The sequence below is a fragment of the Shewanella sp. DW31 genome, assembly GCF_015767295.1.
Taxonomy (GTDB): Bacteria; Pseudomonadota; Gammaproteobacteria; order Enterobacterales; family Shewanellaceae; genus Shewanella; species Shewanella oncorhynchi.
The window spans coordinates 153,576-172,665 of record NZ_JADWMP020000008.1; the positions used below are offsets into that span (position 1 = coordinate 153,576).

12 protein-coding genes are annotated in these 19,090 nt (G+C 44.9%); 9 read left to right on the forward strand and 3 right to left on the reverse strand.

What is annotated here, in order from left to right:
* Positions 1 to 57 precede the first annotated feature (57 nt).
* The 5 genes from GWI56_RS09325 to GWI56_RS09345 all read left to right on the forward strand — a co-directional run bounded on the left by GWI56_RS09325 (position 58) and on the right by GWI56_RS09345 (position 8,287).
* Positions 58 to 1,455, forward strand: coding sequence for an ATP-binding protein (locus GWI56_RS09325; RefSeq protein ID WP_198572740.1), 1,398 nt, complete (start codon positions 58 to 60; stop codon positions 1,453 to 1,455).
* A gap of 490 nt (positions 1,456 to 1,945) precedes the next feature.
* Positions 1,946 to 3,574: a glucan biosynthesis protein G gene (locus tag GWI56_RS09330; RefSeq protein ID WP_049821716.1), complete on the forward strand. Its 1,629-nt coding sequence runs from the start codon at positions 1,946 to 1,948 to the stop codon at positions 3,572 to 3,574.
* Positions 3,575 to 3,597: 23 nt separating this feature from the next.
* Positions 3,598 to 5,781: a glucans biosynthesis glucosyltransferase MdoH gene (gene mdoH / locus GWI56_RS09335; protein WP_105252289.1), complete on the forward strand. Its 2,184-nt coding sequence runs from the start codon at positions 3,598 to 3,600 to the stop codon at positions 5,779 to 5,781.
* A 198-nt stretch (positions 5,782 to 5,979) separates the two neighbouring features.
* On the forward strand, positions 5,980 to 7,584 hold the full coding sequence (locus tag GWI56_RS09340) for a L,D-transpeptidase family protein (protein ID WP_242068382.1): 1,605 nt from the start codon (positions 5,980 to 5,982) through the stop codon (positions 7,582 to 7,584).
* A gap of 154 nt (positions 7,585 to 7,738) precedes the next feature.
* Entirely contained in the window at positions 7,739 to 8,287 is a 549-nt protein-coding gene (locus GWI56_RS09345) for a DUF882 domain-containing protein (protein WP_028760165.1), read from the forward strand.
* On the opposite strand, the gene GWI56_RS09350 is transcribed toward GWI56_RS09345, so the two are convergent.
* Positions 8,238 to 8,669, reverse strand: coding sequence for a hypothetical protein (locus tag GWI56_RS09350; RefSeq protein ID WP_028760164.1), 432 nt, complete (start codon positions 8,667 to 8,669; stop codon positions 8,238 to 8,240). The two genes, GWI56_RS09345 and GWI56_RS09350, sit on opposite strands and share 50 nt — an antisense overlap.
* Positions 8,670 to 8,972: 303 nt before the next feature.
* On the opposite strand from GWI56_RS09350, the gene rplY reads away from it, so the two are divergent.
* Positions 8,973 to 9,260: a 50S ribosomal protein L25 gene (gene rplY / locus GWI56_RS09355; protein ID WP_028760163.1), complete on the forward strand. Its 288-nt coding sequence runs from the start codon at positions 8,973 to 8,975 to the stop codon at positions 9,258 to 9,260.
* 191 nt (positions 9,261 to 9,451) lie between these two features.
* On the opposite strand, the gene GWI56_RS09360 is transcribed toward rplY, so the two are convergent.
* A complete protein-coding gene (locus tag GWI56_RS09360) occupies positions 9,452 to 13,447 on the reverse strand; it encodes a translocation/assembly module TamB domain-containing protein (protein ID WP_198572741.1) in 3,996 nt (1,331 codons plus the stop codon).
* Positions 13,444 to 15,294, reverse strand: a complete 1,851-nt coding sequence (locus tag GWI56_RS09365; RefSeq protein ID WP_028760161.1) for an autotransporter assembly complex family protein — start codon at positions 15,292 to 15,294, stop codon at positions 13,444 to 13,446. The genes GWI56_RS09360 and GWI56_RS09365 overlap by 4 nt, the downstream gene beginning before the upstream one ends.
* 120 nt (positions 15,295 to 15,414) lie before the next feature.
* On the opposite strand from GWI56_RS09365, the gene GWI56_RS09370 reads away from it, so the two are divergent.
* The 3 genes from GWI56_RS09370 (at position 15,415) to GWI56_RS09380 (ending at position 19,017) form a co-directional block, all read left to right on the forward strand.
* Positions 15,415 to 16,446, forward strand: a complete 1,032-nt coding sequence (locus tag GWI56_RS09370; RefSeq protein ID WP_028760160.1) for an isoaspartyl peptidase/L-asparaginase — start codon at positions 15,415 to 15,417, stop codon at positions 16,444 to 16,446.
* A gap of 387 nt (positions 16,447 to 16,833) precedes the next feature.
* Positions 16,834 to 17,838, forward strand: a complete 1,005-nt coding sequence (locus GWI56_RS09375) for an isopenicillin N synthase family oxygenase (RefSeq protein ID WP_198572742.1) — start codon at positions 16,834 to 16,836, stop codon at positions 17,836 to 17,838.
* An 18-nt stretch (positions 17,839 to 17,856) separates the two neighbouring features.
* Positions 17,857 to 19,017: a PLP-dependent aspartate aminotransferase family protein gene (locus GWI56_RS09380; protein WP_198572743.1), complete on the forward strand. Its 1,161-nt coding sequence runs from the start codon at positions 17,857 to 17,859 to the stop codon at positions 19,015 to 19,017.
* Positions 19,018 to 19,090: the final 73 nt, after the last annotated feature.

Sequence of the window (19,090 nt, forward strand, 5' to 3'; positions counted from 1 at the left end):
TTTTGTGGGTACTGATAATGCAGTGATGACTTGAAGTATAGTCGTTAGGAAAAAGAAGTGATTCGATTAAAGGGGCTAGATGTGTATTCACTGCGTTTGGTACTGACATTATTAATTTTGTCAGGTATTTCAGTATCCGTCGCTGTGTCTAGTTGGTTGAGTACTCGGGATTCTAAGCATCAAATAGAAGAACTCTTCGATGCGCAAATGCTCCAAACCGCTAAAATGTTGGAGTTGTTCTATCATACTGAGCCCGATGCAACAGCTCAGGATCTCGTCATACCCCAAGTGCTCCACGTTCCCGATAGCCAGATCAGTTCCTTTGCCGAAAAGGCCGATGCGCTGAAACTGGCCTATGAGCATAAATTGGCGTTTCAAATCTGGAGTGAGGCGGGTGAAGCCTTAGTTTTATCGGATAATATTGGTCATCAACCTATCAGTCGATTCGTACAGGGTTATCATAAGAAAGTGTTCGAAGGAGAACTCTGGCATGTGTTCAGTTTTTTTTCGGTTAAAAATCATGTTTGGATTGTCACTGCTCAACAGGATGAAGTACGCCAAGAGCTTGTATCGCAAATCATGCATAATGCCGTTATCGTGCCCTTGATGGTAGTGCCTTTAACATTAATTATTGTTAGCTTCTTGTTTTATCTCTTGTTTCGGCCATTAAAAACCTTTGAAAGAGAATTAATTGGACGGGCACCCAACGATTTGACCCCGTTGACTATGTCATTGCCTAAAGAATTAGTCCCTGTTCGGCGCGCATTGAACTTATATATCAATAGTATCGCGCGATTTATTGCCCGTGAGCGTCGTTTTAGCGCCGATGCGGCCCATGAGCTTAAAACGCCATTATCTGTGATTAAATTACATCAACATGGCTTAGAGAGTCTGATTGATGATGATCCGCAGCAGAAATTCCATTTAGCTGCGATAGATGCTGGCGTAGTGCACATGAGTCATACCGTTGAACAATTACTCGTATTAGCAAGGGTGGACTCGATTAATGAGCTTAATGTGTCATCCCACGCCATTTTGCCTATGGTCGAAGATGCGCTTAATCAATTAATGCCACAAATCACAGATTATGAATGGAATATCGATATCGCATCCAATCTAACGGTGACCTGTGATCGTTTTTATTTGCTGCTTGTACTGAAGAATATTATTGAAAATGCCTGTAAATACAGCCCACAGGAATCGGAAATTTCAGTGTCGGCCCATGCTTTGGATGATGAAATCGGTATTTGTGTCGCGGATCGAGGCCAAGGCATGACAGAGCCGCAGATTGCCAATGCGACAGAACGTTTTTATCGTGTGAATGAAAATGAAGGCATAGGCGCGGGATTAGGTTTGTCTATCTGCTATCACATCATAGAATTGCACCAAGGTCGTTTAGTGATTGCGCCTAGGGATCAAGGTGGATTATCTGTGACACTTTTTCTGCCAAAATAGTTCAGGCAATGAAATGTTAAAATAGATCCGCAGTTTCAGTGACATCAGCTCAGTTGTTTTGATACATTTAAGCGGGTAAAATTTTGAACTTTCCTGCTGTCTTAGTATTAATCCTTAGGCTTACCAACAGATTGATTCGCTTATTGTGATATTTCATCTAAGATCATCAACACTTAGTTGAGGCGTAAAAAGGCTCATTTTACTTTCAATAATGTAGCATTTGGATCACTTAATTTGTTTTTGTAACTTTGAAAACAGAAATAAGCATGATAATGTTATTTTAATATTCATTTTTGGTATAAGCTTATTCTCAAATAGTATTGTGTAGAAGGGGTTAACTGCATCTTTATTTATGAGTTTTTTTCTCCTTCTGATATCTTTCGCGATATGTAAGCAACTGTTTTTTTTCATCCCTAAATCAGAGTGAAAAAAATTCACTGTATACATAAAAAACATTGATTTCTTAGTTTATTTTTTAGGTTACCTATCTATGGTTAGCTTGTTGCGTTGCCCATCGTCCAAACCTTATTCGTCACTCATATGTTCACTGACGCTAGGCGCTGTAGTCGCCCTGTCTGGTGTCGCGTACGCTGAAGAGACAAAACCCGCCGAGGCAGTTCCTGTGGTTACTCCACCGAAAGTGATTTCTCAGCCCAGTACAAAAAATCAAATCAGATTCACTAAGACAGGCGCTTTTGATAGCGAAACTGTCGTGAAGATTGCAAAACGTTTGGCAGCGAAACCTTATGTGACCCTCAAAGATCCTTTGCCAGCTGGCCTTGCTAAACTGTCATACGATGAATATAGAGATATTCGTTTTAACCCGACTGCGTCTATTTGGCGTGATCAGGGCGTGCCATTTCAAATGCAAATGTTCCACCGTGGTTTCTATTTTCAAGATCTGATCGAGATTGCGATTGTAGAAGGTCAGAATGCAACGCATTTAGCCTATGAGCCTAAATATTTCACCGCGGGTGAAGTGATTACTCAAGCGCTGCCGAATGACGACATTGGTTACTCAGGATTCCGTATTCATAACCAACTGAATACGAACGGTGTATTTGACGAGCTTATGGTATTCCAAGGTGCGAGTTATTTCCGCGCTTTAGGTAAAGGTAACGCCTATGGCTTATCTTCCCGTGGTTTGGCGTTAAAAACGGCTGACGCTGAAGGGGAAGAATTCCCGATATTTCGCGCTTTCTGGGTTGAGCGTCCACACAATGACAGCAACTTGATTGTTGTGCATGCCTTGTTAGATAGCCCAAGCGTAGCAGGTGCCTATACTTTCTCTGTCCGTCCCGGTGATAACACCTTGATTGACGTTGAAGCGACACTGTTTCCTCGTGTTGAGCTGAGCAAAGTCGGTTTAGCACCAAGCACTAGCATGTTCTTACATTCACTCAATGGTCGTCACGACACCGATGATTTTAGACCTGAAGTACATGATTCTGATGGTTTATTGATGTTAAATGGTCGTGGTGAGCATTTATGGCGCCCATTAGCTAATCCACGTCAGTTACAAGTCAGTGCGTTTTCTGACAACTCGCCTCAGGGATTTGGTCTGATCCAACGTGAGCGTGACTATGCGTCATATCAAGATTTAGAAGCCCATTACGAACGTCGCCCAAGCCTATGGATTGAGCCTGTGGGTAATTGGGGGCAAGGTTCAGTGGTGTTGACTGAAATTCCGACAGAGTCTGAAATTCATGACAACATTGTTAGTTATTGGAAACCACGTCAGCCTATTCCTGCTGGCGGTGAATTTCATTTTGCCTATCGCATGAGTTGGGGTGAAGAACCTGCTGCGAAAGTCGGTGCCGTACATATTTCTCGCTCTGCCAGTGGTCGTGCCGATATTGCTAAGGCGACTCCAAGACGTTTATTTGTGGTCGACTATCAAGTTGAAGGTCCGATGACAGATGAAATGCCAGTCGCTAAAGTTGAAGCTTCTGGTGGTGTGGTCACGAATGTGGTGATTGCCCGTAATGCCGCTAAAAATGGCTATCGCTTAGCTTTTGAATTAGAGCCAGAAGATAAAGATCTTATCGAACTGCGCGCTGAACTTAAGTTCCCAACTCCTCGTCAGGTTGAAACCTGGCTCTATCGCTGGACGCTTTAAGGTTCATGACGGAGCAACATGATATGACTGTATCCGATAACTCGGTACTCGAGACGGAAGTCCTCGTGGGTGGTAGTGCTATGCCAAATGAACGGCCTGGCGCTATGGAACCCCAAAATTTAAGTAAGATGCCAGAGGGATTCCCTCGCCGTAGCACTGTGGCTGATGGGGTACGCTCGCGTACCTACCGTCGTGTGTTTGTGGTGGGTGGGGCTTTATTATTATCTTTGTTTGCTATCTATGAAATGGGGGCGGTATTTAGCATTGGCGGAATTACTCCTCTGGAATATTTAGTGCTAGTGCTGTTTGCGGTTAACTTCTGCTGGATTGCTTTGGCGTTTTGTAGCGGTATTGCAGGTTTTTTAATTTTACTGCGAAAACCGCGGGCAAAAGATTTGCAAGTGACTGAACTGCATACGCGAACCGCGATTTTGATGCCGACCTATAACGAATCTCCTGATAGGGTATTCTCGGCGGTTTCAGTAATGGCTGAAACTTTGTCGCAAACGGGTCATGGTCATGCTTTTGATTGGTTTATCTTAAGTGATACTACCGATCCCGATATTGCTTTGCTCGAAGAGCAGGCATTTCTGGTGTTACGTCAAGAAACCCATAAGCATTCGCGGGTGTATTACCGTCGCCGTCGTAAAAACGTCGCCCGTAAAGCGGGTAACGTAGCCGATTTTTGCCGTCGTTGGGGGTCACGCTATGATCACTTGTTAGTGCTTGATGCCGACAGTTTGATGGAGTCTTCAACCATCACTGGCTTAGCTCAGCGCATGCAGGCCGATCCTGATGCGGGTTTGATCCAAACGATTCCGTCGTTGATCAATGGCACCACTTTAATGGCCCGTTTACAGCAATTTGCGGCGCGTATTTATGGTCCCGTAATTGGTACTGGGTTAGGCTGGTGGGTACAAAAAGAAGGAAACTTCTGGGGCCACAACGCCATTATCCGCACCGAAGCCTTTATGACCGCGGCTGGATTACCCAACCTTAAGGGTAAGCCACCTTTTGGTGGTCACATCATGAGCCATGACTTTGTTGAAGCTGCGCTGATCCGCCGTGCGGGTTGGAGTGTGGTCATTGCCTATGACTTACCGGGTTCATACGAAGAATGTCCACCGTCGATTATCGACTTAGCCGTGCGTGATCGCCGCTGGTGCCAAGGTAACTTGCAGCATTCGCGTATTTTGCCGACTAAAGGTTTGCACTGGGTAAGCCGTTTACATTTACTGACGGGTATCATGGCTTATTTGTCATCTCCTTTCTGGTTGATGTTGATTTTGACCGGTTTGATGTTGGCTTTGCAGGCACACTTTATTCGACCTGAATATTTCACCGATCAATTTTCACTGTTCCCGACTTGGCCCATCATGGACTCGGATAGGGCATTAAGATTGTTCTACATTACTATGGGGGTTTTGTTTGGCCCTAAAGTATTTGGTGTCTTGTTGCTGCTTAAAGACGGTGAGTTTGCTCGCAGTGTTGGTGGTCGAATTAAAGCGATATTCAGTGTGATCTTTGAGGTCATACTTTCAGCGCTGATTGCACCTATCATGATGTTTATCCATTGTGGTGCTGTGATGTCGATTCTGATGGGGCGTGACAGTGGTTGGTCGCCGCAACGTCGTGATGACGGCAGTATGCCTTGGATGACGTTAATTTATCGTCACCGTTGGCATATGCTGGCAGGTGTGATGTTAGGTTATGCGGCTATTTTGGATTCTTTGACTTTGTTAGCTTGGATGAGTCCGGCGTTGATCGGTCTGTGGATTGCTGTGCCAATTTCGGCATGGACAGGTTCAGTCAAAATTGGCGAAGTGTTCAAGCGTGCCGGTATTCTTGCAACACCAGAAGAACGTAACCCTGCGCAAATTTGTCTGCAAGCGCAAGAGGCGCGCGCCGCTTACCAAAGACACATTGCTGAGCCTTGGACGTTAGCACAGGTACTTAAAGACCCTGCGTTGATGGAATTGCATTTAGCCATGGTGGATAAACAGCCTTTGCGTGCTGCGGGTACACCAATTGAAGCGATGGAAGCCATAGTGCATGTGAAGGTGCATGAAGCTCGTTGTCAACAGAGCGCATTAGCTTTACTCAATCGTCAAGAAATGGCGATGGTGTTGGCAAATCCTTTGATGTTACGTAGCCTACAGAAATTACCAGAGCAATTTGTCGAAGAAGATCTGGTGTCTTTTTGCTAACGAATACTTGATCAGCATATTTATGCGAGTTTGTTTGATATCAATGCCACTGACGACCTCAGTGGCATTTTTCTTTTCATTATCTGGAGTTAACCCCTAGTAATTAATTGATCTCCATGGAATAGTCATATCATAGTGTTGTTGATTGATATACCCGCTGGCTCTCAGGTGACCTTAAAAATAGCTAAGGGAGTATTTATGATATTGAAAAAGATCATTCGCTATTTGCCCCCATCCATGCGTGTAACGCTAAACGTGAGAGAACTCAAATTGATAGAGCAGGAGTTCCACATCGCGAACTTGAAAGCATTGCAGATTAACCCGATGCCGACGAGGCGTAATCTCGCGCAACTATTACTCAGCTTTTTTTTCTGTATTCCAATAATTTTAGTGCCAAAGGTAGGTGCAGCTGATGGCGCTCAATCCTTAACATCAAATTCGAGTATTGCTGCGCAGCCAAATCTTGAGGGTAAAGCTGAAGATCTTACTGCTGTGCTGCCGCTTGCGGCCTTAGTGCCACAGGTGTTGCTATTGGATCTCGCAGGCGTTAATCCAGTATTTGGCCAGCATTATCGTGACTTAACACTTTCTCCTAATACCTTATCTACTGCTGATTTAGTACAAATCCAAGCTGATGTTACTGGTTACTGGCATTATGTGATGACATCCGCAGAATGTAACAACGCTGTCTCCCCAGAGACGGTTTCATCCGTTATTCCAGAGGATCCCCAATATCAAAAGGTGCTTAAGCAAATCGCCCATTTAGTGCAATTGGACACAATTGAACCATGGGAAACTTTAGTGCTAGATGAAAAGCTAACCTTAGGAATGAGTCATCAGATCGTTGATACCATAGCAAAGCGTGTGTGGATATTGGGAGACTTAGCCACTGAGCCTAGAGTGAATCAAGTTTATACCGAAGAACTTATGATTGGCATTAAGCGCTTTCAGCAAAAGCATGGGCTAAAACAGGACGGGGTGATAGGTAAGCAGACCTTATTTTGGGTGAACCAATCGCCAAGGGCGAGGGCGGTACTATTAGCTAAAAACACTATTCGACAAAGAGTGTTTGAACGTAAATTAGAGCCGAGTTATTTGCTGATTAATGTGCCCGCTTTTGAGATGACGTTGGTCGATAATGGTACGCCAGTGTTAAGTTCCAAGGTCATTGTGGGTAAATCTTCTCGGCAAACACCGATTTTGGACAGTCAGATTTCTAGCGTGGTGCTTAACCCTAGTTGGCGAGTGCCTAGCAGCATTTTACGGCGGGACATTCTGCCGCAAATTCAGCGAAATGGTCATTATCTTAATGAACGTCAATTTGATGTATACGATTATAACGGTCAACGGGTGCAACGCATGCCAGAGGAATGGCAGGCCTTAGCCAGCGCTTCGTTTCCCTATCAGCTTGTACAACGCCCTGGGGCGAAGAATGCATTAGGTAAATATAAGTTTCACTTTGATAACAGTTTCAGTGTCTATTTACATGGAACTTCTGAGCCAAGTCTCTTTAAAAAGGACGATAGGGCACTATCATCTGGGTGTATTCGTATTGAAAAAGCCACTGAATTAGCCCAGTGGTTTAAAGAGCATTTAGTAAAAGACAAACGTTTATGGGACAAGTTAGCCCCTGGTATTACTGAACCTCAGTGGTTTTCACTTTCCGAAAAGTTGCCAGTGCATCTGGTTTACTGGACTGCATGGTTAGACGATAGTGGGCAGGATCAATACCGTCGCGACATTTATGATTTGGAACCTGAGCTGACGAATGCTGTGCCTGCCACGGTTTTGGAACAACATTAACGTTTTTGTGCTGTAAAGTTGAGCAAGATAAGCATCTGAACTCGCTTGGCATTTTGAAATCCTACTCAGAATGGGGTTGGCAAAACTTGATCTTAGGGCTTATTCAGTATAATTTGCCTTACTAGTGACCAAAAAGCATACAAAAGGTGATCATGTGACTTTAATATGTCCTGCCCGTAGGCAGTTATTGTTAGGCCTTAGTGGTGTGGCATTATGTTCCTTTATTCCCTCAAAAGCAGTTGCCAGCCGTTCAACCAAAGGGATCCGCGAGTTAAGTTTGTTTAATCGTCATACTGGCGAGCGCGATGATGGTAGTTACTGGGTAGATGGTCATTATCAGAGCAAGGTGTTAGACAATTTTAATCATTTGCTGCGGGATCATCGTCAGAATGTGGCAGCACCTATGGATAAGCGCTTATTTGATTTACTCCACTCGCTCAAAACAACCTTGAATACCAACGATGAAATCCATGTGATTTCAGGTTACCGTTCACCAAAAACCAATGCCATGCTCGTGAGCCACAGTGGCGGAGTTGCTAAGAAGAGTTATCACATGCGCGGCATGGCGATGGACATAGCGATCCCTAGCGTTAAACTAAAAACCCTCAGAGAAGCGGCTTTATCCCTGAAACTCGGTGGTGTGGGTTATTATCCTAATTCTGGTTTTGTGCACGTCGATTGTGGTCCGGTAAGGCACTGGTAGCAATGATCTGTTGTTGGATCTGCTGATAAAAATCTTGTTCCAAAGCTTGCGATTCGATCAAGTAATGTCTGAGCAGCGGGATAAATTGTTGATTGAGTTTGTTCATTTCTCTATGTTGTTGCCAATCACAGATCAATAGGCTGAGACGTTGTGAAAATTGATATTGTCTTTGCCTCTGCGACTCAATATCGACGGACTCAATAATTTGCATAAGTAAGATCAAGCTGCGGTTTTTTTGTTGGGTGCAGGCAAGCAATTCTAAGAATTTTAATTCGAGGGTATTTTGCTGATAAGGAACGGTTTCGATAAGAGAGACGAGTTCACGGGCCAGTTGGCATGAAAGTCTATTTTCTTGTTGTAACTGGTATAGCGCATGACGCATTTTTTGACACAGCAGTTATCGAAATTTGCCCGAGCTTAACAGGCTTCTCAATTTCCCAGTGTGATCTAGATCTCGTGTTTTTTGTTTGAGATCAAAGCCTTTTCTCTGCCGTAACAGCCAAGATACAAGTTCCTCAATTTGATAAATAGCGGTCTGTTTTGCTAACGCTGACGCCGATAAATAGAGGGCTTGCGGTATTCTTGTGTGCCTTGGGTATCTATGTTAGTATTCGCGCGCTTTATATGAGCCGTCATTGGTCGAAAATGCCGGCAACTTTTTACTCTAAATTTAAGTGAGAAACACATGTCTTACACTATCCAAGCACAAACCCGCACTGAAATAGGGAAAGGTTCGAGCCGCCGCCTACGCCATGCTGGTAAAGTACCTGCTGTTATTTATGGCCAAGGCAAAGAGCCAGTTTCTATTGTTTTTGATCACAAAGATATCATTAACATTCAAGCTAATGCTGACTTCTACACTTCTACTCTGACTATCGTTGTTGATGGCAAAGAAGTTGGTGTTCGTGCACAAGCTATGCAACGCCACGTGTTCAAGCCAATCATTGAACATGTTGACTTCGTTTACGCTTAATTGTCGTAACTGAAGCAAAAAGCGCCTAAGGGCGCTTTTTTTGTGGCTGATTTTTAGTTGTTTGTATTTATGGGTAGACACTTAGGCTTTACCCAAACAACCTCAACATACTGTAACGCGTATTTTGAGATTGTTTGGCTAGAGTGATTGGATGCTAATTTTTTAGTATCAATATCTTGGTATTCATATGGTTACTTGATATTGAAGTTGTAATAGATATCAAGTGATTGGCCTAAAGTGCCTGACACGGTTTCTAGATAGAGTTGTGAGAGCAAGTAATACCTGACTGTCATTTCGTAACCAGGGTTAAATACACCTACTCCGTATTTCACCATTAAGTTATCGCCGATAAAGCCACTGATCGCCACACGCCCTTCATCATTAGTGTCGAGTTGCACGTTAGAGAAACCAAATTCTTCAATGAGTCCTGTCGCAGTATTCCCTAGGTTGTTAATTGCGCCGCCGCCCACCTGTGAGCCTAAACCGAGTGCCGCGCCCATCATCAGCGAGTTATTTTGCTCATTGTTGGCGCTGTTAAAGCCACTGCCTTTGATAATGTAAGACAAGATTTCGGCTTGCTCTTTGGCTGGATTGGAGAATAAGGTCACCACTGGGCGTGATGGCGTGCCTGTGACGCGTACACCTGCCACTAAGTCTTCAGTCTTAATTTCCCGTATCGCTTCAATATTCAGGTTTGGTAATGACGTTGGCCCCACAAATTGCACTTCACCAGTACGGATTTTTAGGGTTTGGCCCATAAACTTGTAGCTACCTTGATTGACTTTGATATTACCGAAGAGCAAAGGAGGACGGAAAGCTTGCTGCTGTAGCTTTAAGGTCCCTTGGAGTTTACCTTTGAGGCCCATACCATCAATTCTGAGTTCGTTCCCCACACTGATATTCAGATCTGCAACGATGGCGTAGGGGCTAGTTTTAGGCTGAGTGGCGGCAATGGAGTCGTCAAATACCACGTCTTCGGAGGCTGCGACACCGCCTTCCGCTAATGGCACAATTTTAATGTTGCCAGAAGGTACTGCTATTTTTCCTTTTACTGCCAGTTGCTTACTGTTGAAGGTTAAGTTGATCTCGGGGGAGACATCGAGAATAGCCAGTGGCGGTTGGATCACGGCGAGCTTATCGCCTTCGAGGGCTAACTCGCCACTAAATTGACCTTGGGGCCATTGCAGTTGACCATTCACTCTGCCTAAACCATTGCCCATCATCCAGCGTCCCTTAAGCTGCGCTTGTTGACCCGCAAATGACATCGACATGTCAATTTTGTCGATTAATGTTGGGTTTGCTGTTAGGGCTAAGGCGCCCTCAGTTAAGGCCATGCTCCCCGATACTTCGGGCGCATCTAGACTACCCGCAAAGTTAAGTTGACTCGTCAGTAAACCTTGCACTGTATTTAATTGAGGGAAAAACTCTCCAAGTGGCTGCAAGTTGATTTGCTTGATGTTGGCATAACCTGACAGGGTGCGATCAGGTGTGACATTGACGTTAATCTCACTCTGCCAACTGGCCACGCCTTCTGATTCAAAATCTAAAACAGTTGCCAGCCGTTTTGCATCTAAGGTCGCTTTTAATGACAGGTTTTGGTAATTAATGGTGACTTCACGATTTTTATCCCGTTTGAGCATAATGCTGCCGGGAGCAAAATCAAAGTTCACATCTGCAGTAGGCTTACGGCCAGCAGCCCATGCAACATTGGCTAATAGCGATGCAGGGCCGTTCCAACTCATATTCGTTGGTAATATTGGGACAAGTAATTGCCCTGGATTACCTGAGTAGCTCACCTGTGCGCTGCCTTTTTTACCTATTGGTGTATTACTGTTTAGGCAGATACGGCTATTGGGATTCATGAGGCAAAAGGGCGTAATGCTGCCTTGATTCTTGATTTGGTCCCAAGCCAGATTAATGGTGTTATCGAGCTGCCATAGGCCTACGGGCGTGTTGAGATTTAAACGATCAACATCGAGCTGTAGTCGTGACTTCTTCACATCGTATTGGCTGCTCATCGTTGCATCGAGCCCAAGATCGCCCGTGGCGTTGAGAGTGAGTTTTTGAGCGTTAATGGTACCTTTCGCCCCGAGTGTCACTGTATCTAAATTTTGTTCTGCAATCTGTAAGGTTTTTGATTTTAGCGAAATAGCAAATTCATGTTGATCTAGCGGCTTGTAATAGGCCTTTAAATTAGATTCCTGCAGTTTAATGTTTTGATAGTAAAGTTCTGCCAGCTGCGCTGTAAGCTCGACCTGGGGGTGTTTCTCGTCACCAGTGACATTGATCTGCGCCTGTAGTTGGCCGCTGGCCTTAGGTAACCACAGGCCAAAGTCGGGCACTTGTAATTCACCTTGGAGATCCCAGTTGGCATTGGCTTCGCCTTTGAGTGCCAGAGTTGAACCTAGTACTTTGGCGTTCAGCCCTTTAGCACTGACATACAGGGAGTCATTCACACTGATATCCCCTGTAATGTCGAAGGGATAACCTTGCAAAGTGCCAGTGAGCTCAGTATCGCTCAGGGATACTTGCCAACGGGGGTCTGCAAATGAGCCTTTAGTGCGTAATTTTCCTGAAATCAAACTGTCCGGTAAACCCGTTGTACTTTGCGCTGTATCCGTTTGTGGCAGCTGTATTTCTTGTAATTTGACGTCATTGATCCAGAGATTGGCGTTCCAGCTAATGGCTTTTTGATAATCGAGTTCGCCCGTGAGCTTGACCTTACCAATCGCGCCCATTACATCAAGATTATTGATGGTTAACTTAGCATCTTGATGTTGGATGTCAGTGTCTATGTCGAGCACTTTGTGAAAGGGTGTGATCAGTTGGCCAGTAAGACTCGCCTCTTGCCGATTAAGGTCGCCTTGGCTATCGAGTGTGGCATTGCTTACCGAGTATTCAGGGTTCTTCAGTGGCCACTGAAGCCGTGTCTGTTCAAGTTTCACCTTGTAGGGCAGGTTAGGGTCTTGCAGTGTTATTTGGCCATCTAGCGTAAAGTCGGTATCGCCCTTGGCGACGGCATTCACCTGAAGTTGCCCTAAACTTTGGCTCAGCTTTAACGTTAATACTTGATGAGTGAGATCTGGCAATTCGACTAGTTGGTTAAGGGTGAGATTTGCCTCTAAATCGAGTGGATAATCTTTATCAAGTGTTAGGCTGCCAGTGATATCGACGCTGCCATCGGTGTGGCTGATGGCAAGATGGTCTAAGGTCAATTGGTATTCACGGAAACTGCCTTGTAGTTCTGCATGGCCAAAAACATCTTTACGATCGCCGATTTGCAGTGTGGTGTTGTCTAACGTTAGGGCATTGACTGTCACAGGGAAAGGCATAAATACTTGTGGCAATTGTGCTAAAGCCCATTCAGCCTCAGCCTCTTTTGTTAGCGACGGACTGGCCGATGGTGTCGGTGTTGTATTCGTAGCAGTGCTGGGATCTGCTGCATTCGTTACCGCTGCCGTGCTGGCTTGCGTTGCTACATCGGTTGATGCAGGGATCAGTATGAATAATCCTTCGCTGGATAGCTGTTTAACCGACAAACCTTCGGTAAACCATTGTGCTTCTGCGTTAAGGCGATTAGCGGTAAATTGCATATCATCCACTTGGATATTAACACCATTGAGTTCAGCAGAATCTAAAACAATATCAAAGGGTAATAGAAGCTCGCTGGGTTCTTCATCAAGTGGCGCGACTGGCGCTTCGTTTGAGTCTGCAGAAAGCGCTAGGGTATCAATAGTGACATCGACTTTAGCCGCAGATAAGCTATTAATGCATAAGCGTTTTTGTAGAAAACAGGCGGGTTGCCACAGTAAATGCAGATCCTCAAGTTGAACGTTCATTCCGGCCATAGACCAAGCCGCGTGAGATAGGGCTAAGTCTTTGTTAATGGAACCAGAGGTATAAGTCAGTTCAAGATCGGGTACAAATTGATCGGCTAAACCCACGGTAATGCGCGAGCCAAATTCAGTGCCGAGTAATAGGGCGATTAACACTAAAAGCCCTAATGGCACATAGATAATAATTCGAGTCCAGAGTTTGAACTGCCGCCATAGTCTTTGAATGAATGACACCGATGGGGTGACAGAGGTCACTATGGTTTCAGTGGCCTCGGCTTCATTGACTTCAGTGATGGGATTATCAACGATATCTTGTTCGCTTGGCTTATTATGCTCTGGGGGCTGGCTCATAGATCTGTCCCCATGGTTAGGTGAATTCGCCATGATCTTTCAATGGTCTCAGTTTCTTTCAATCCGACCCCTAAATCTAATTTGATTGGACCAATCGGGGAGATCCAATGGATACCGCCACCGACAGAGACGACAGGTTCAAATTGATTATTATCGAAGGCGTTACCCGCATCGATAAATGTGCCGACCCGCCAAGTGGGGGTTACATAATATTGATATTCCAAACTACCAACCATTAAATAGCGGCCACCGATAACCTCGCGATTGGTTTTTCCATCGTCAGCAACATAGTCTAAATAGGGGCCGAGTTCTTGATAACCATAACCTCGGACACTCTGATCGCCACCGGCAAAATAGCGTAGTGATGGTGGGATAGAGGCAAGATCATTCTCGTTAGCTAAGTTGGCAGCTAAATCAATACGAGCGACGATTCTGTGGTTATCGAAGAAGGTATCAATCCATTTAAATTTAGCTTGCAAGCGGGCTAGGCGGGTTTCTGATCCTAAATAGGGATCGGCATAGTCTAGGCTGTAAATTTGTCTAAACCCGGATTTAGGATCCAGTGAGTTATCACCCCGGCTAGTCCGAGAAAAGTTAATTCCTGCCAGATAAAACGACGGCATATAATCGACGTCAGACTGAGTATATTCTTCGCGTATGGCCTCCAACGAATAACTCATTAGCCATTGATTTTCTAGTCTTTGCTGACGTAATAGTCCCAGAAGGTACTTAGTCGACTCGAGCTGGCCTGTGTTACTAAAATCACGATTCTCGGCATCATATACCTGAGTCACACCGTATTTGTCCCGCAGCAAACCGAGGCGGATCTTCAATTGATCGTCTAAGGGATGCGTGAGCGGAATCGTATAAGTGGTTAATAACTTTGGTCTATCGGGCGACCATTCGAGACTGGTTTCTTGGGAATGCCCGTATTTATTGATTTGTGGTGTACGCCAAGTCACGCGCACCCTCGGATCAAAGGCTTGATCTGTTTTGCCAATATCACCACCAAAACCGAGTTCAATTGCGTGACTTGCCTTAGGTGTTAATTCGACTCGCATTGGAATATGGTTATCTTCGACGTTATCGATTTGCGGGATCACTTTGATATTGGCGAAATAACCAGTATCTAATAACTGACGATTCAAGGCGCTTACACGGCGAGTTGAGTATGAAGCACCTTCTTTAAAGGGGATAAGATCCTCTAATATATCGGGTTCTAAGTTATGGCCATCGAAACTGACTTGGCCAAATCGGTAACGTTTGCCTGAATCAAAATGCAAACTTACCTGTGCGGTATTAATATCGCGGTTAACTTTAATTTGTGATTCAGTAAATTCGCCATCGAAGTAACCTCGTGCCAAGGCTAAGGTGACCAGTTGCGATTTTACGTCGCTGTAAACACCGTGATTTAACACATCGCCGGGTTTAATGTTGACCTTTGCGAGCCATTGATCGAAGGCTCGGTCATCAAGCATTTCACCACTAAAATTAATATCGACCCACTGAACAATGGTTGGCTCGCCGGGGCTGATTTCAAGTTTTAATTCCCACGGTCCCTTGTCATGCTCAATCAGCTTTTCTTCTACTTCACCGTGATAGTAGCCCATGGATTCTAAGGCGGTGCTGATATTGTCATCGACATTAAACAAAAAGGCACGGCGCTGCACCTCAGATTCAGGTAAAGCGCCTAAGTGAGCAACTATGTTGCTTCGAAGCGCTTCATTCACGCCTGTAACAGATAATTTGATAAAATCATCTGCTGCCGCGACTGATGTGACTGAAATCAGACTCAGAAACAAGCAAAGACGAATGTAATGTGAGGTGATTTGCAAAAATGGCTGCACTTTATAGTCCCTGTGATTTGGCATCATTGTCGCCAGAATAAAACCAACAGGCAAGGAGATGATTGAAATTACACGATGAAATGGTTACAAAGGACGCTACTTTTTAAGGGGATGTAAAGAATGAAAACAAAATTAGCCACCTTTAGTTTAATTATTTCGGGCCTACTTTTTATGTCACATAACACCTTTGCCAATGATAAACCGTTCGCCATTGCGATCCATGGCGGTGCGGGGACGATTTCTAAAGCTAATCTCACCCCTGAACAACGCCAAGCCTACAAAGATAAGTTAAAGGAAGCGGTCGATAAAGGCTCAAAAGTCTTAGAGGAGGGCGGTGACAGCTTAGTGGCAGTACAAACCGCAATTAATATCCTTGAAAATAGCGCTCTGTTTAATGCAGGTATAGGCGCGGTTTACACCTATGACGGCGGACATGAATTAGATGCCTCCATTATGGATGGCAAAACCATGAATGCCGGTGCTGTTGCTGGAGTGCGTCATATTGCCAATCCAATTGACTTAGCCTTGGCCGTGATGAATAAATCTGAGCACGTGATGCTCTCGGGCGCAGGAGCGGAAGAATTTGCACTGACTCAAGGTTTTACTTTAGTGCCAAACCGTCATTTTGATACTGACGAGCGTTATCAGCAATTACTCGATGCACGGCAAAAACTGCAAGCTGCGGCTAAATCTGAACAAGTTGCTAATGTTGAGATGAAGGACCTCGATTACAAATTTGGTACCGTTGGTGCTGTCGCCTTAGATAAAAAGGGTAACTTAGCTGCAGGTACATCGACCGGTGGTATGACGGCAAAACGCTTTGGTCGTATTGGTGACTCTCCTGTCATCGGTGCTGGCACTTATGCTGAAAACGGTGTTTGTGCCGTATCGGCAACGGGTCATGGTGAATTCTTTATCCGTTACCTCGTCGCGGGGGATATTTGTGCCAAGGTGAAATATCAGCAAAAATCTATCATTCAGGCAGCAGATGAAGTTATTAATCAACGTCTTATCACTGCTGGCGGTTCAGGTGGTGTGATTGCAGTCGATCAGCGTGGCAATATTGCTACGCCATTTAATACCGAAGGTATGTACCGCGCCACCCGTAGTAATGGTGAGCCAGCCCAAGTGCTGATTTGGCATGATCAATAATGTCATTTGTAGAAGTATCTAGGTTTATAACTGACATGACTTAGAAACGTTAAAACTTCGAAACCTTAAAAAGCGAGTGCCGCAAAAGTGGACTCGCTTTTATTTTTATATCTTAATTTTACTAATATATTGAAAAGTAACTAGATAAATATCATTAAGCAGTATGGCTTATGATGTTTATCTGAGTGGTGCGGTTTGAGTTGGCCTAATAATTAGCGCTGTTTTAACCTTTGAAATTCAAATCTAGCAGTATAGAAGCCTAGATGTCTATATATCCAAATGATCTATTATTACCGTTTAATATATCAAATAGTTATTAATTCATTATCCATCGACCCATAAAGGCATAGAATCCGGCTCAGACAATGCATTAAATGGGAGTCATTGATGGAACAATTACCGATATTGAATTTAAGTGATTGGCATGCCGGTGGACAACGTCGTAACGCTTTTATTACTAAGCTTGCCGATGCAGCCAGAAGAATAGGGTTTTTCTATCTCACCGGCCACGGCATTGAGCTTGCTAGACAGCAGCAAGTACTTAAGTTAGCAGCAGATTTCTTTGCGCTGCCCGTCGTAGATAAACTTGCGGTGAAAATGGCTAATACACCGCATTTTCGCGGTTATACCCGTTTGCAAGGTGAATTGACCTTAGGGAAACCGGACTTGCGGGAACAGTTTGATATCATGCAAGAAGAAGTGGCTAACCCTCAGCAGTCTGATGTGCCTATATGGTGGCTGCTACAGGGGCCTAATCAATGGCCGTCACAATTACCACAGATGAAATCGACTTTATTGGCATGGCAACAGGATTTAGCCGATACCAGTGTCACACTATTGAGGGCTTTAGCTGTTGCGTTGGAGCAGCCAGAAAGCGCCTTTGATGCCACGATTGAAGCGGGTCCTTATCAGCATATGAAGCTTATTCGCTATCCCAGCGCGGATGGACAGACTTCAGGCCAAGGCGTAGGGGCACACAAAGATCCTGGCTATTTGACCTTAGTGCTGCAAGATAAGCAATCCGGTTTAGAGGTTCAGACTGACAACGGTTGGTTAAGCATACCGCCATTAGAAGACGCCTTTGTGGTGAATATAGGTGAATTACTTGAGTTGGCTTCTAATGGGTATTTAAAGGCAACCAACCATAGGGTGACAAGCCCGCCTGCTGGGGTCGAGCGCTACTCGTGCGCCTTTTTTATGGCGGCGCAGTTGAATGCGACAGTCCCTTTGTTACCTTTGCCAAAGCATCTGGCGAACCAAGCTCAAGGACCGGCAAGCGATCCATTAAATCCACTTTTCCACCAAGTGGGCCAGAACGTATTAAAAGGGCGTTTACGCTCTCATCCCGACGTTGCTCAAGCGCATTACGCCTCATTCGCTCATGCCATTTAATGGTTATTAGGATCTATTATGCAATTTAAAACTAAATTACTTCACACCCATTATGCCGCTGATAACTCGACGGGCGCGCTTACAACTCCTATCTATCAAAGTAGCACCTTCGCCTACGGTAGTGCCGAGGATGGTCGAGCCCGTTTTGCAGGTGAGCAACCGGGCTTTATCTACAGTCGCATGGCGAATCCAACAGTGCAGGCGCTTGAATATCAATTAGCACAACTGGAAGGGGCTGATGAAGCACTCGTTGTTGCGAGTGGGATGGCGGCAATCAGCAGTATTTTCTATGCCTTAGCGAGTCAAGGTGATGAAATCGCATTTATCGACCCCGTATACGGTGGCACTGCGGCATTTTTAATCCAAACGTTAACCCGCGCGGGTATTACTGTGCGCCGTTATCAAGATGATGATCATTTATTGGCAGAGATTACCGCCGAAACAAAAATGATTTTATTTGAGCCCATCACCAATCCGACCTTAAAAGTCAGTGACTACCGTAAGGTTAAGCTTGCCGCCGAAAAAGTGGGCGCTATAACCATTTGTGATAATACGTTTTTAACCCCGTATTTATTCAAACCGCTGGAACATGGCATTGATATTGTGATGCACAGTGCCACTAAGTATTTAAGTGGCCATGGCGATTTAATTGCAGGTGTTGTCGCTGGACCTAAGGCATTAATGCAACCTATTCGCACTATAGCGCTTAAACATATCGGCGCCGCGATTGGGCCACAGGAAGCCTATTTATTACAGCGAGGCTTACGTACCTTAGCACTTAGAATGGATGCCCATCTTGCGGGCGCGGCTAAGGTCGCCGCTTTTCTTGCAACCCATCCGAGCGTTACAAAAGTCTATTACCCTGGGCTCGCAGAGGATCAAGGTCACCAAGTTCTGAGTGAAACAATCAACGCCTTTGGCGGTATGGTGAGTATTGAGCTCGAAGGGGGCTTTAATCGAGCGGCGCAGTTTTTAGATCATTTGAACTTGTTTACTCAAGCGGTCAGTTTAGGTGACTTAGAGAGCCTTGCCTGTCACCCAGCAAGTACCACCCATGCTGCTATGGATGCTGCGAGTCGGCTAGCTTCAGGGGTGAATGACAACCTGATTAGATTGAGCATTGGTGTGGAAGATCCTCAAGATTTGATTGCCGATCTTGAGCAAGCCTTAGCCATTTAAGCATATTGATACTAGCCATCCCCAGTTAAATTGATTGGGGATTTCAAACGTATAATGTTATTAATTTCGTCTA